Here is a 14,212-nt window from a genome sequence, read left to right as displayed (position 1 = left end):
ATTGGTGTTCGATAAGTAAATCTATTAAAAAAAAAAAAAAATGAAATGCCAAAATATTTTATTTCCAATTTTAAATTTTATATAAATTCAAGTTTTGGAGTCTTGAAACAGGTAAAAAACCGTAAACTATCTACAAACGAAAGGGGATGCGAAAATAGGGGATCGCAAAACCGAAGACGCTTTACTCGCCCAGTGCCCCCAAAAAATTTCTAATTGTAGTAACCTTAGCTACAAACGCAGACCAAGGTAAGTTGAGTGAAAAAATATATCACGAGTTGAACCTGATAGAAGAGGGACAGGAACGGGAAAAAATCAAACCCGTTATAGAAAAAGTAAAAAGATTTATCTATGAACGCGAAGCCGTCTGAAAGGGAGCGACTCATCCACATTGTCAAAGCAATTGACCGGATTTTCAGGTTTTGTGATACACTCACCTACGAAACCTTTTCACAAGATGAAATGGCGCAGTTTGCTATTATCAAAAATTTTGAGATCATTGGCGAAGCTGCCCATCAGCTGTCAGTAGAACTTCGGGAAAAGAATAACCACATGGAATGGCGGAAAATTATAGCCTTTCACCATATTCTGGTTCATGATTATTACAAAATAAATACTGTGATCATCTGGAATGCCATTGAAAACAAACTGAGGGATTTAAAACGGAATATTGAAAAGATGCTTGAGGAAAATAGCTAAATCCATTATTCCTCCTCATTCACTCCAAAACCCGCATCACCTCGATACGGCTTGCCGACAAATAACCTCGCGTCAGGGGCTTTTCCAGCAAGATTCGATTTCCATTCACCGCAGAAACCTTCACCCATTCGTAGTCCGGACATTGAAAAAAGAGCAAGATATCGCCTTCAATCAGATTTTCCGTTGCTGAATTTTTATCGGCATCTTCAATAAAAACTTCTATAGCTCCGGAATCCACATCCCTGCTTAGTGTCAAGTCGCTACTACTGGCCTCCCGGATATTTGTCGTATTCGCCAAAAAAAATATACTCAAAATCAAACTGGCAAATGCAATTTGAAACAGGCGGTTTTTGATCTGAAGTCTCTCTGAAGCAAGTAATCGATGGGTTGTACCTGTACCTTCCGGCATGATTATTTCGGCTGAATATTTGATCTTTTTACAAAATTATTCCCGATTCGAATATTTTCCAAACCAAAATAAAGCATACTGTTACAGGTAAAATGAAAGCTTAAATATATCCTTTAGAGAAATTAGGCTTCATCCCGCAATATTTAGTAATTTTGTTATCCATTGAATAGTGAATCAATTACATGAAAGATAGTCTGACACCCGCACGAATCGTACAGGAACTCGATAAATATATCATCGGACAGGGAGACGCAAAAAAATCGGTCGCCATTGCCCTTCGCAACCGGTGGCGCAGGATGAACGCAAGAGAGGATATCCGCAGGGAAATCATTCCCAATAATATCATGATGATCGGGCCAACCGGCGTGGGGAAAACAGAAATTGCCCGCAGGCTGGCGCAATTGGCGCAAGCGCCTTTCATTAAAGTGGAAGCCTCCAAATTTACCGAAGTGGGCTACGTAGGCCGCGATGTCGAAAGCATGGTGCGCGATCTCGTGGAGCAGGCTGTCAATATGGTAAGGGCCGAACAAAAAGAACAGATCCGTGAAGTGGCCCGCGAAAACGCCAATGAACAGATTCTGGATATTCTCATCCCTCCTGTAAAGAAAAAGGGGAAAACCACCAGCGGCGAATGGGAATCTCAGGAAGTGGGGTTTCAGTCGCCGGTCAATTTCTCCGACGAAGAACTCAACGAACGGACGCGCGAAAAATTCAGGGGAAAACTCCATCGCGGCGAACTCGAAGACCGGAAAATAGAAGTCGAAATGGTCGTTCCCACCCACAATGTGCAGGTGGTCGGCCCTATGGGAATGGAAGGTTTTGACGGATTGCAGGATATGCTCAGTGGCATGGTTCCCAAAAAGAAAAAAAAGCGCAAAATGACTGTCGCTGAAGCGCGTGAATACCTGATAGACGAAGAAGCTTCCCGCCTGATTGATATGGATTCTGTAACAAAAGATGCCATAGAAAGAGCCGGAAACAGTGGGATTATCTTCATTGACGAAATTGATAAAGTAGCTGTGAGTGGTGGCCACGGCGGGGGGCCTGATGTTTCCCGGCAAGGTGTGCAGCGCGACCTCCTGCCAATCGTTGAAGGGTCGGTTGTCAATACCAAACACGGCAGCATCAAAACGGATCATATTCTCTTTATCGCTGCGGGTGCTTTTCACGTGGCAAAACCTTCCGATCTGATCCCCGAACTTCAGGGTCGATTTCCCATTCGGGTGGAACTGTCATCTCTGACAAGAGAAGATTTTGTAAAAATCCTTACCCAGCCACAAAATGCACTTACCCGCCAATACCAGGCATTGCTGGAAAGTGAAGATGTGCAGTTGGAGTTTGACGCAGAATCTATCGAACTGATTGCAGAAATGGCCTTCAATGTCAATCAGGAAGTAGAAAATATCGGCGCCAGGCGGCTTCATACGATCATGAGCAATTTGCTCAACGATATCCTGTTTGAAGTTCCAGACCTAAATGTCGAAAATAAGTTTTTGGTTACCCGTAGTTTTGTCGAACAAAGGCTGGGAGAAATGGTGAAGAAAAAAGATCTGAGTCAGTATATTTTGTAGAAACTAGTCCGTTGGAAAAGAAAAAACTGGAGATTACCTATTCCCAACACCTGAAGGCTTCAGAACTGCCTTCGGACGAAGCTGCCCTCCTCGAAGCGGCACTGGAAGCGACTGACCTTGCCTATGCTCCTTTTTCGGGATTCCGGGTAGGGTGTGCCGTCCTGCTGGAAGATGGGTCAATCATTACCGGAAATAATCAGGAAAATCGCGCCTATCCTTCCGGCATCTGTGCAGAACGCACGGCACTTTTTCATATTGGAAGCTTAGGCAAAGGTGCACAAATCCGGAAAATCGCCGTCCGGGCACGCAGTGATAAAAAAGAAATCACCGTACCGGCCATGCCCTGCGGCGGCTGCCGTCAGGTAATGGTAGAATACGAACGAATGGCTAAAAAACCCTTTATCATTCTCACTCAGGGGGAAAGCGGAGATATTCTCAGGATGGAAGGTGTACAGAATTCCCTGATGCCTTTTTCTTTTGATATCGAATTCTAGTTCATCACTGAATTGTACTGGGCGATATTGGACGGATCGACATCCTGCATGATCTCGACAAATTCTTTTTTATCGTTTACAAATGCATTGGTAAATACTTTTACCAATTCGTCGTCTTTGGCGTCGAGAAAAGTTTTGGTCAATACCAGCAGCGAATTCTGCTTTGTAAGGCGCTGAAGTTCCTTCAGCGAGTCCATAATCGCCCTCCGGGCATTGGCGGGGTTGGACTCCATCATATCGAGTCCCTGACGGTGATATTTATACAAGATTGTATGAAACGCCCGGTAGCTGTTGTTCATCAGATTTTCTGTGAGCCAATACCGGTTGCGGGTATCTTCATTAGAACGCCAGCCTGACTCCTGCGAAGCACTGGAAGCAAGATTGACGATTTCCTGCGCCTTCCGAAACCATGCAGCCCCTCCGTTGAGGGAATAGGTGTCGTAGTCAAAGGCCAGAATCAGAAAAATATAATAATTCAGCAACGCGGTGAGGTTGTCGTTGAATGAGTTATCGACAAAAGCCAACTGCTGAAAAGGCACATACCGGAAATTAAATTTCGTATCGCTGATATTGAGCAGCAGCGTCTCATAGGTTGTATTATAGGCTGTGCGATAGACCTGGAGGTTGGCTGAGCAGACAAAATAATCAGGGGAAGGGCGCTGCGTCACAATGATCTGAAGGTTGCACCGGATTCGTTCCTGGGCCACAAACTCATCATTGGTCCATTTTTGAAAATTGATATATCTGGAGATGGTCTGCTGCATATCTTCAAACACCGTCCGGTCGCTTTGGATGCGGCTGGCATCGACATTTACATTACAAAGCAGTTCCTGAGCATAACTCTGAGCTGTAATTGCGAAAAACAGCCCTAATAGAAACAATTTAGTCAGTGATTTCATGTTTTGAGGCATCTTTCTTTAGTAACGAAATAACCTTGGCTAGGATGTCCCGCGCGACCAGAAGTTTGGATTTAAGTGAAAATTCCTCTGTTTGTCCAAATCTGTCCAGCAGGGTGATTTTATTGGTATCGTGCGAAAACCCCGCGCCTTTATCCTGCAAAGTGTTTAAAACTACGAAATCGAGGTTTTTCCCTGTTAGTTTTTTTCTTGCATTCTCTAACGCATCATTTGTTTCGAGGGCAAAACCCACAAGCAGTTGGTTGCTCGTTTTGACGGAGCCCAGATATTTGAGGATATCGGTAGTTTTTCGAAGTTTAAGCACCATATCCTCCCCTATTTTTTTGATTTTCTGGTCGGCGATGGTTTCGGGAGAATAGTCAGCGACAGCGGCAGACATAATCAAAACATCCTGATTGCCTGCAATATTTTTTACTGCGGCAAACATGTCATCGGCAGATTCTACGCGGGTTACGGTAATTCCCTGCGGAGGATTTATGGAAGTAGGGCCTGAGATGAGGGTTACTTCCGCGCCCATATCGCGGGCAACTTCGGCTATTGCATAGCCCATTTTTCCGGAAGAGTGATTGGAGATATATCGAACCGGGTCAATGGCTTCGCGGGTGGGGCCAGCGGTTACCATCAGTTTTTTGCCTTTGAGCGGTTTATCGGAAAAGAAGGTCAGTATGTGTTCAAATATTTCATCCGGCTCCAGCAGTCTGCCTGGACCTTCGAGCCCGCTGGCGAGAAAACCCGTACCTGTGGGGAGAACACGGCAGCCGTCGGCTTCCAGGGTTTTGATATTGTGTGTGGTGCGGGGATGGATCATCATATCGGCATCCATGGCGGGAGCGACCAATACCGGGCAGCGGGCAGCGAGGTAAACAGCAGTAAGCGCGTTGTCGCAGAGACCATGAGCAAATTTGCCCAGCGTATTGGCGGTAGCCGGCGCGACGACCATAAGATCAGCCCAGGTACCGAGGGAGACATGTTCTGACCAGTTGGCTTCCCACAATCCGCTGAAAACCTTTTCCCCGGAAAGCGAACCGAAGGTCAGTTCACCTACAAACTCTGAAACGGCCGGAGTAGTCACCACTTTCACTGATGCGCCCGCTTTTTTCAGCAAGCGAAGCAGATACACCGCTTTGTAGGCAGCAATACTACCGGAAACACCCAGGATAATTTTTTTATCTTCCAGCATAATGGACAAATAGCGAGTCGTTGGACTCGCTATTATAAGGATTTTTATATTTTGTCTTTACACTTAGAGTGCATTATCATGCGGATCGCGGAAGAAAACTTCACCTTCCTGAAATTGCTCCAATGCCACCTGGGTAGCTTTAGGCTTTCTTTCGTAATGGCGGCTGATCTCGATCTGCTCTTTATTTTCCATCACTTCTTCCAGATTATCGTATGCAGGTGCAAACTCTGCCAGCTTGGAAGTAAGTTCGTCTTTAATATCCATTGTTATCTGATTGGACCGTTTTCCAACGATAATCAGAGATTTATATACATTTCCCCCGGACAGATCGCCCAGTCTCCTTACATCAATCGGCAAAAAAGATTTCATAGTCTGGTATAATTTTAATTGCTGTGCAAAAATAACGCAAAAAATCGGTTTTGTATATATTTTTTATGACTCGTTTTCTGACGCGAGTATTTTCCCCAGATTTTTTTTGGCCCTGACATAAAGGTTTTCGGCCTCTTTGAGATAAGCGCTATTAGGAAATTTGTCAACAAACCGCTCATACCATTCAATCGCATCGAGGTAGCGGTTTTTCTTTTTGGTATATATACTTACATCGGCGAGAAGGACAGATGCCTTCACCAGCATAAGTTGTGCTTCTTCACGGTAGCGGGAATCAGGATATTCCTGTACAAAAACCTCAAATGCCGTAACTGCCGCTTTATAGTTTTCAACGTTGAAATATAATTCGGCCGTATCAAATTCTTTTTTGGCAAGTCTTTCCCTCAACGAAGTCATCAGTTCATTACTTTGCGCGACTTTATCGGAGAATGGGTAGGAATTGATAAATAGCTGGAATTGCGTAATCGCTTTTGTCGTATAGCCCTGATCGAGAAAAGAAGGGTCGGATTCGAGATAATAACAATAGGCGATCATAAAGTTGCATTCCTCGGCAAGTGCATCGCCCGGGTACAATTGCACATACTGTTCAAAATAATGTGCAGCAATGATGTAATAGGAACCATTGTATTTGGCGTAGGCATAGTGATAAAGAACGGTTTTGGCCCGTTCTGATCCACGATACGTACCGCGAAGATCTTCCAAAAGGAAGGCCGCCTTTTCATAGTCCCCTTTTTTGTAAAAGTAAAAAGCCGCAGAATCCTTCTGGGAAACGGTACCTTTACGGGACCATTGGCTATACTTCTTGAACTCCTTGGAACATGAAGTAAATGTAGCCAGACAGACAAAGCTGCCAATAATTATAAGAAATGTCCATTTCATGAGTGGCAAAGTTATACATTCAGCGGCAGAAATCACAAACCCCCGATCAGTTATGATAAATAATCACACAAGGAGTTTGAACAAGATTTTATAATTTTACCTTTGGGTACAACTGACAGACGAAATTCATGCACATTGGGTTGCATGTAACACCCCAGACCACGCTGCCTTGAAGAAAATTGATTCATATATAGTCCGCCAATATCTTACGACTTTCGCCTTTATACTGGGAATGGTGCTTGCCATTTGCCTGCTGGTGGATTTTGTGGAAAAACTGGATGAGTTTATTGAAAAAAAGCCGCCAATGTCTGAGGTGCTTTTTGAATACTACCTCAACTTCATTCCGTTTTGGGGAAACCTGCTTACCCCCATTTGTATCTTCCTTGCTGTCATTTTTTTCACATCGAGAATGGCCGCTCGTACGGAAATCATCCCCATGCTGAGTGTCGGCGTGAGTTTTTACAGGATCATGGCTCCTTACCTGATCGCTTCGATATTTCTTGCAGGGGTATCTTTTTACCTGAAGGCTTATACAGTCCCAAAATCTACGGCGGTCAGGATTGAGTTTGAATATAAATACCTCAAAAAAAGGAAGATATCGAGCAATAAGAACATTCATAAAAAGGTCGCACAGGATACTTATATCTATATCAGTTATTACAATGAACGGAAAGCAGAAGGATTGACATTTTCCCTGGAAAGATTTAAGGATGGCGATATTGTGACCAAAATCCAGGCTCGCCGGATTTATTGGGTCGATTCTACCCAAAGCTGGATTTTGCGCGACGCGAGGGTCAGAGACATCAACGGAAGTAAAGAATCGCTCCGCTTTTACTCTGAGATAGACACAACTTTTCTCCTGACGCCTGATGATATTTTTATCAAAGAACAAAAGGCTGAGAGTATGCCCTTAGGTGATCTGACCCATTATATTAAGCTGGAGGAAATGCGCGGTTCCGATATTCTGGAGGAATTGTATATCGAAAAAAACCGGAGGTTTTCTGATCCCGTGGCCATCATCATTCTCACCCTGATAGGCTTTGCCATGTCTTCCCGCAAGTCGCGGGGCGGAATTGCCCTTCAGATTGGACTGGGGTTGTTGATATGCTTTATCTATGTGGCATTATTGTTTGCCGGGCAGGCATTTGTAGGCAACAGCTTTCCTCCATGGCTGGCTGTCTGGATGCCCAATTTCGTTTTCCTCCCGATTTCGGTATTTTTGCTTAGGATTGCACCCAAATGATGGGCCTAAACCTGTATGAACACAAATCCTTCACGTCCGGATCGAATGTTGCTGACTTGCCTGTTGCTACCGGTAGCAGCTTTTCTGGCATTTGGTCTGTATGGATTTTGCGACACAGACCAGGGCTTCATCCAGGCGCTTTCCTGGCGAATTGTCAATGGAGAGATTCCTTATCGCGATTTTATTTACGTGCGCCCGCCGGTCAGTATTTATCTCCATGCCATTCCGATGCTGATTTTTCCTTCAGAATGGGTCATTACCTTCGAAAGGTTTTTATTCTATTTTTTTATCAGCCTCAGTAGTTACTGGATAACAAGAAGCCTGGAGTCATATTTTGATTTTAAGGAAATCGGGCTTTCTCCGGGAACTTTTGCATTCATCGCCTTCATCTGCTCCGTACACAACTTTCCGCCGATGCCCTGGCATACTGTCGATGGGATATTTTTTGCATCACTGGGAATCAACCGGATTTGCCGGGGTAAAAATACTTTCCAGCTTTTCCTTGGTATCATTTTTATATTCTTATCCGGCTTATGCAAACAGGGGTTTTATCCCATGATTCCGGCAGGTTTTTTTCTGTTGGGATTTTTGAAAGGAAAAAAGGTACTCCTGCAGGTATCCGCTCTTACTGCGATTTTTCTGTCTGTAAGTATCGGTTTGATTTTGCTGGCCGAACCGGGCTGGTTATTGCTGTTTTGGCAGCAGACAACAGGCGCCACCACGCTGGAAGACCTATTGTCCGTTGGATTGATTCGTTATGTCAAGCCGTTTCTCCTGATTGTGGTTCCGCTTCTCATCGTCTGGCGGGCACAGGGACTGTATGACCGAAGATATCTTCCAGCCATTATCTTTGGACTTGTATTCTTCAGTTTATTGGGGTTACATATTTACCGCACGCTGAGATTTCATATTTATACAGGCCCGTCATACGGATTCAGTCAAGCGTTTTTTCTCATTGCGGCGGGGGTTGCGGTCAAAGGTTTCTGGGTAAACCGACGGGCTTTTGCGTTACTGATTGTATTTCTCCTGCTTTCATGGTGCACAGGTATCAGTTGGGGATATGCCAACAATATGCTCTGTTTTACACCGATATTATTTGGCGTGATCTATGGTTTGTATGAAGAATTTGGCTTTACTGTACCGCGGTATTTTTATAGCATTATCCTGGTTGTGCTTATATGGATATTTGCCATTCTTTATCAATATCCTTACCGGGATGCTCCCCGCGATCAGATGAATTACCTGCTGGCAGAGGTTTTTCCGCACTTTGGATGGATTTATACCGGAGATGATTTTTATTTAAAAACCTCGGAGTTGCAACAACTCAGTCAAAAATATGGCGGACAGTTTTCGGTTTTACCGGCATATCCATTGGCAAATTTCCTGACAAATAGCCAGAATCCACTTCCGACGGATTGGGCGCACAACAATGAAATGAACAGTGGGCGAAACGAACAATGGATGGAAGCAGATTTGGGAAAAAAGGCTGACTTTATTTTTATCGAAAAAGATAAAATGAAAGAGGCCCGGGATACCGGGCCTTTCGGGTCTTCTATTACCGGATTCGTGCTTGACCACTGGGAAAAGATAGAAACCGGGGTTTATTTTGATGTATATCGTTCGCCTAGGCGTTCAGCTCAGTGATCAGTTCTTCGAGTCTTTCCTTATCCAGTTTTCTAAACTTTACGGTAATTTTGATCGAAGGCAAGGCTTTGCGTTTTCTTTTACGGTCTTTTTTGGTTTCCTGAATAAGCTGCCCGGGTTCAAATTTCCTTTTAGCAATCCAGGGATTGCCCCGGTCATCATACTGGATAGCCACGAGAATAAGTTTTGTCTTGTCATCAACCCATTTTACCTTCCGGGCTTCGTAGTTGCGGGTATCTTTTTTCTTTGCCGGGATATAGGTTTTTGTAACTTCACCAACGATCATCACGCTGGTAGTTTTTTCATATCTGCGGCCTTTGAGTTTGATGAAGATGTCCAATCCGTTGTCTTCAATATCTGTATTCTGGGAATAGTACAACGGACGCCCGATGGCATATCTGCCTGGCTCAGGCACCTCAAAGGTATAGGCTTTTTCTCTTCCTTTATACTGGACTTCGTCCTGGCTTATTTTAGTCCAGGTATTGACCGGGGTAAAGCCGACTGCGCCACCATCTTCAGTTTTTACGAATTTGGGTTTCTTAATCGCGGAGCGATTGCCACCGGAACCTTCATACACAGCCATATTTGCATCGCGGCGGGTAGCGGGAAGTTCTGCTTCAAACTTCACCCCAGGTTTGAGTTTTACAGCCCGGCGGTTGGCCTTTACATCAAAGTAAAACATACCGGCAGCTTCAATGGGGCCATCTTTGGATATGGTTCCCATATCATTGAGGATCATATCACTGCGATAGTAAAGCTCGTTGACTTCCACAGTCAGTTCCTCTTCTTCCGTATCAAAAGCATTAGGCGGAATAACCACTTTGGTACCTTCAGGTGCGATGATCACCGTTTTGTGGTCTGGATTTACGAGAAATGGGTTATAGTCGCAATAAATGGTATCTACGATTACTACGGGAGCCATTTCTACCGGCCCTGCCGTTTGCATAGAGTCATTATCTTTCGGCCCGGTGGCTACAGGCGCCACGACTTCATTTGAAACGACGACTGCAACATCCGCCCGACGGTTTTTCACCCTGCCATCGAAGGTAAGGTTGCTTGCGGCAGGTTTGGCAGTTCCCAGCCCTTCGTATTCAACCCTTTTGAGGTCAACGCCTTGATCAATAAAGTATAAAGCGACTGCGCGGGCCCTTTCGCGGGAAAGTTCCAGATTATAGGTTTCGTTTCCGACGCTATCTGTATGTCCAAAGATTTGGATAAAATAAGATGGGTATGCAGTAAAATAGCCCATCAGAGAGTCAAGTCTGGTTTTGTATTCCGGCTTAATTGAGGATTGATCAAACTCAAAAAAGACTGTATCGATCACAAAATCCTGAGCGACCCCCAGAGATAAAGAACATGAAAGAAATACTGATAGTAATAGCTTTTTCATAGCCAGGGATTTTCAGTTTGGGGTGTTTTGATTCGCCACCGAATATATGGAAAATTATTATACCATAAAACCATTTGGAGAAGTCGAAATAGTTCCGGAAAAACTGGAACATGATTCGTACTTCCGAAAAGTTTGTTTGCGGATTGAATATAAAACTAAGGGGAGAGGGAAACGGGTCACAGGTATCGGTCAGAGATGACTTTAAATTTTTCACCATCAAAGGGTTTGATAATATAATCATCAAGGCCTGCCCCTTTAAATTCTTCTATCTTTTCAGGCATGGAGTGAGCGGTAAGCGCCACAATGGGAATACTACGGCCATTTTCAAGATTTCGGATAATAGGCGTGGCCTCCAGTCCGTCCATAATTGGCATTTCGATATCCATCAGGATCAGGTCAAACGATTCACGCCCAACTATTTCAATGGCTTCTTCGCCATTATTTACGGTAGAAACACTATAACCGGCCTTTCCCAGGATATGTTCTGCGATCATAAGGTTTACCTCATCATCTTCTACCACCAGGATTCGCTTACCACTATATTCATGCATACAAACTAGCCCGTTTAGCTATGATTACCATATCACTTTCGAATATGCCCGCATAAATTAAGGCCTTTTACAGGATATTCAAAAACAATCTTACAAGGAGCATGGCTCAGCGGGTTGCGGCGCATTGTTTAGCCTCAATAAATATTCAGCGCAGGCGCTCAGGCGCACATTTCCACTGGCAGAGTTGACCGAACCAAACAGGCCAATGACCTCTGCATCAGAGGGACCTGTGATATTGGAGTATTCGGGGCGGACACTGTTGAGATCAACAAATCGCGGATCATTTGCGCGGCGGTAGTTTGCAAGAAAGCGATCCATTGCGGTAACCTCCAGGCGAAAATCATCCGGAAGATTAGCCGCATTATCATTACAGCGTGTCTGGTCATTCACGCCATAAGTAAAAACTTTGCCGGGATCAGGTTTGAGTTCATTGTACAGATACACCAGGATTTCCTTTTCCCGAAACTGGTAACACATCGAACTTCCGCCAGAACTGGTGCATCGGTAGTTTTCATCAAACATTTGGGTAGGGCCATAAACCGCCATTTTCTCGACCTGATCTACCTGGTATCGCAGAAATGCTCTCATTTCAAAGGCGGAGCCTGTACCTTTGCTAAATTCGACCTTATATTCAGCCTCCAGTGGTGCGCGGCGCAGACAACGCTGGCTGCCACCTGGGCCCCCGGGAACCGGATTGATATTCTGAAAAGTCATATTCGCCGGAATCTCAGTATAAGACGAAAGCTCAAAGCCCGCCTTATCGGGTTTGGTAATTTTCAGGTCGTATCTTTTTCCGGGAGTAAGTGCGCCAGTACCCGTGGTTTGGATTTTATACAGGGTAGTAAAGGGATAGAAGATTCCATCTTCCGGCTCTTTCAGGACACTATCTGTTTCGACAGCCTCATATACTTTCCCATCTCCGGAGAGGACCACTTTCAGGCCCTTGACGCTAAGGTCATTGATCCGGGCATAATCCAGCGCATTTTCTGTAGGCAGATAGCCAGAGGAAACCCTGATAAATTGAACGCTGTCCAGCGGGTTAAGAACCCCGTACACCACCCATATATCCTTGGGAGGCGCATTTAAATCAACTTCCGTGGAGCATCCATTGAGAGAGATAAACAAATAAAGGATGCCGGCTGTTACTAAGAGTATTCTGTTCATGACTGCAAAAATACAAGCAAATTTCTGTGATTTCCGCGAATATGGAATTAATATTCTAATTTAGCACGATATAAATTGCTAATTGGATTACACATTGTAACGAAAGGACTACCGCGAATGTCAGCTTCCAAGAAAGAAATAAAACGAGTCACCACTCATGTACTCCGGGCGATGAAAGAAAATGGAGAGAAAATCAGTATGCTTACTGCCTATGATTTTTCTTTTGCCAGAGTAGTAGATGATGCCGGAATAGATATTGTTCTGGTGGGAGATTCTGCGTCAAACGTGATCCATGGTCATGAGACTACCCTTCCCATCACGCTGGAACAGATGATTGATCATGCCAGCGCAGTCGTAAGAGCGGTGAAGAGAGCACTGATTGTCGTTGATTTACCTTTTGGTTATTATCAGGGGGACTCTAAAAATGCCTTAAAAAGTGCCATACGGATTATGAAAGAGTCTGGGGCGCACGCCATCAAAATGGAAGGTGGCGCTTTTATTGCACATTCAATTAGAAGAATTGTAAGCGCAGGCATTCCCGTCATGGGCCATTTGGGTCTTACCCCACAGTCTATCTACAAATTTGGCACCTATACCGTACGCGCCAGGGAAGCGGAAGAGGCAAAAAATCTGATCAGTGATGCAAAAAATCTGGAAGAATCCGGCTCATTTGCCATTGTGCTTGAAAAAATCCCTCAGGCACTCGCAGCAGATGTCAGCAGCAAGTTGTTGATCCCAACTATCGGTATCGGAGCAGGCCCCGGATGTGACGGACAAGTTTTGGTAACGCATGATATGTTGGGGATAAATAATGAATTTAGTCCTCGTTTTCTCAGGCGTTATGCCAATCTTTACGACGTGATGAAAGATGCTGTGGGCAACTATATAGCCGATGTCAAATCCGGAAGTTTCCCCACAGAAGATGAAGCTTACTGATTTTGCCATAAATGATCGAAGCATCCGTGGAAATTATTTTCGAAGACAATCATCTCATTGCCGTAAACAAACCATTCGGCATGCCTTCTCAGGAAGATGAAACGAAAGATGAAAGTGTGTTTGACTGGGTGAAAGCCTATATAAGAGATACGTACAATAAGCCGGGGAATGTCTATGCTGCCCTGCTTCACCGTCTCGACCGCCCTACCGGTGGCATTTTGCTTTTAGCCAAAACCTCCAAAGCCGCTGCCAGAATTTCCAAAGATTTTCAACAGCGTAGTATTCGGAAAACCTACTACGCCATTACGGAAAGTATTCCGGAAATACCGGCCGGGACGCTCAAACATTATCTCAAAAAACTGGAAGACAAAAACATCATGCGGGCCTATATCAAACCCGTACACGATGCAAAGGATGCAGAGTTGCATTACAGGGTTTTGAAAACGGTTGGAGAAAGAGCCTTAATCGAAATCAACCCGCTCACCGGCAGGCGACACCAGATCAGGGTACAATTGGCAAGTATTGGCTGTACCATTGTTGGAGATGTAAAGTACGGAAAAACGACCTTCAATTCGGACAAATCCATTGCGCTCCTCGCAGGTAAACTATCCCTTACACATCCTGTGACCAAACAGCCACTTGACCTTCAGGTTCCCCTTCCCGACAATGATTTGTGGCGGGATTTTCACTAATTGAGCCCTTATAACTATATTGCAGGGCTTTCGTTTCAGGAAATAAAAAGCGGCTAAAC

15 protein-coding genes are annotated in these 14,212 nt (G+C 44.6%); 7 read left to right on the top strand and 8 right to left on the bottom strand.

The window, feature by feature from the left end; translation table 11 throughout:
* The first annotated feature begins 348 nt into the window (after positions 1 to 348).
* Complete coding sequence (locus R3D00_08145; GenBank protein MEZ4773139.1) at positions 349 to 696, top strand: HepT-like ribonuclease domain-containing protein; 348 nt, start codon at positions 349 to 351, stop codon at positions 694 to 696.
* Between the two features lie 19 nt (positions 697 to 715).
* On the opposite strand, the gene R3D00_08140 is transcribed toward R3D00_08145, so the two are convergent.
* A complete protein-coding gene (locus tag R3D00_08140) occupies positions 716 to 1,105 on the bottom strand; it encodes a hypothetical protein (GenBank protein ID MEZ4773138.1) in 390 nt (129 codons plus the stop codon).
* Positions 1,106 to 1,287: 182 nt separating this feature from the next.
* Here R3D00_08140 and hslU point away from each other — a divergent pair, with 182 nt between their 5' ends.
* A complete protein-coding gene (gene hslU / locus R3D00_08135) occupies positions 1,288 to 2,676 on the top strand; it encodes an ATP-dependent protease ATPase subunit HslU (GenBank protein ID MEZ4773137.1) in 1,389 nt (462 codons plus the stop codon).
* A gap of 11 nt (positions 2,677 to 2,687) precedes the next feature.
* Positions 2,688 to 3,170, top strand: coding sequence for a cytidine deaminase (locus R3D00_08130; protein ID MEZ4773136.1), 483 nt, complete (start codon positions 2,688 to 2,690; stop codon positions 3,168 to 3,170).
* Here R3D00_08130 and R3D00_08125 read toward each other — a convergent pair.
* From R3D00_08125 to bamD, 4 genes are all read right to left on the bottom strand, one after another.
* On the bottom strand, positions 3,167 to 4,069 hold the full coding sequence (locus R3D00_08125) for a DUF4835 family protein (GenBank protein ID MEZ4773135.1): 903 nt from the start codon (positions 4,067 to 4,069) through the stop codon (positions 3,167 to 3,169). The two genes, R3D00_08130 and R3D00_08125, sit on opposite strands and share 4 nt — an antisense overlap.
* Positions 4,053 to 5,267 (bottom strand): bifunctional phosphopantothenoylcysteine decarboxylase/phosphopantothenate--cysteine ligase CoaBC, encoded by a 1,215-nt coding sequence (coaBC, locus tag R3D00_08120; GenBank protein ID MEZ4773134.1) that lies wholly within the window; start codon positions 5,265 to 5,267, stop codon positions 4,053 to 4,055. The genes R3D00_08125 and coaBC overlap by 17 nt, the downstream gene beginning before the upstream one ends.
* Before the next feature lie 63 nt (positions 5,268 to 5,330).
* Positions 5,331 to 5,636: a DNA-directed RNA polymerase subunit omega gene (locus R3D00_08115; protein ID MEZ4773133.1), complete on the bottom strand. Its 306-nt coding sequence runs from the start codon at positions 5,634 to 5,636 to the stop codon at positions 5,331 to 5,333.
* A gap of 63 nt (positions 5,637 to 5,699) precedes the next feature.
* Complete coding sequence (gene bamD / locus R3D00_08110; protein ID MEZ4773132.1) at positions 5,700 to 6,533, bottom strand: outer membrane protein assembly factor BamD; 834 nt, start codon at positions 6,531 to 6,533, stop codon at positions 5,700 to 5,702.
* A 169-nt stretch (positions 6,534 to 6,702) separates the two neighbouring features.
* On the opposite strand from bamD, the gene R3D00_08105 reads away from it, so the two are divergent.
* Both R3D00_08105 and R3D00_08100 read left to right on the top strand, forming a co-directional pair.
* Positions 6,703 to 7,776 (top strand): LptF/LptG family permease, encoded by a 1,074-nt coding sequence (locus R3D00_08105; GenBank protein ID MEZ4773131.1) that lies wholly within the window; start codon positions 6,703 to 6,705, stop codon positions 7,774 to 7,776.
* Positions 7,777 to 7,791: 15 nt separating this feature from the next.
* Entirely contained in the window at positions 7,792 to 9,420 is a 1,629-nt protein-coding gene (locus R3D00_08100) for a hypothetical protein (protein MEZ4773130.1), read from the top strand.
* Here R3D00_08100 and R3D00_08095 read toward each other — a convergent pair.
* The 3 genes from R3D00_08095 to R3D00_08085 all read right to left on the bottom strand — a co-directional run bounded on the left by R3D00_08095 (position 9,401) and on the right by R3D00_08085 (position 12,525).
* Entirely contained in the window at positions 9,401 to 10,810 is a 1,410-nt protein-coding gene (locus tag R3D00_08095) for an OmpA family protein (protein MEZ4773129.1), read from the bottom strand. The genes R3D00_08100 and R3D00_08095 overlap by 20 nt on opposite strands.
* 176 nt (positions 10,811 to 10,986) lie before the next feature.
* Positions 10,987 to 11,361, bottom strand: coding sequence for a response regulator (locus R3D00_08090; GenBank protein MEZ4773128.1), 375 nt, complete (start codon positions 11,359 to 11,361; stop codon positions 10,987 to 10,989).
* Between the two features lie 90 nt (positions 11,362 to 11,451).
* Positions 11,452 to 12,525: a DUF4249 family protein gene (locus R3D00_08085; GenBank protein ID MEZ4773127.1), complete on the bottom strand. Its 1,074-nt coding sequence runs from the start codon at positions 12,523 to 12,525 to the stop codon at positions 11,452 to 11,454.
* A gap of 117 nt (positions 12,526 to 12,642) precedes the next feature.
* Between R3D00_08085 and panB the strand changes: the two genes are divergently transcribed.
* Positions 12,643 to 13,461 carry a 3-methyl-2-oxobutanoate hydroxymethyltransferase gene (panB, locus tag R3D00_08080; GenBank protein MEZ4773126.1) on the top strand — a complete coding sequence of 273 codons (819 nt, stop codon included), beginning with the start codon at positions 12,643 to 12,645 and terminating at the stop codon, positions 13,459 to 13,461.
* 11 nt (positions 13,462 to 13,472) lie between these two features.
* Positions 13,473 to 14,153: an RluA family pseudouridine synthase gene (locus tag R3D00_08075; protein MEZ4773125.1), complete on the top strand. Its 681-nt coding sequence runs from the start codon at positions 13,473 to 13,475 to the stop codon at positions 14,151 to 14,153.
* The last annotated feature ends 59 nt before the right edge of the window (positions 14,154 to 14,212 follow it).

The sequence above is a fragment of the Bacteroidia bacterium genome (assembly GCA_041391665.1).
Lineage (GTDB): Bacteria > Bacteroidota > Bacteroidia > J057 > J057 > JAGQVA01.
This window is presented reverse-complemented; position numbering and strand designations above follow the sequence as displayed.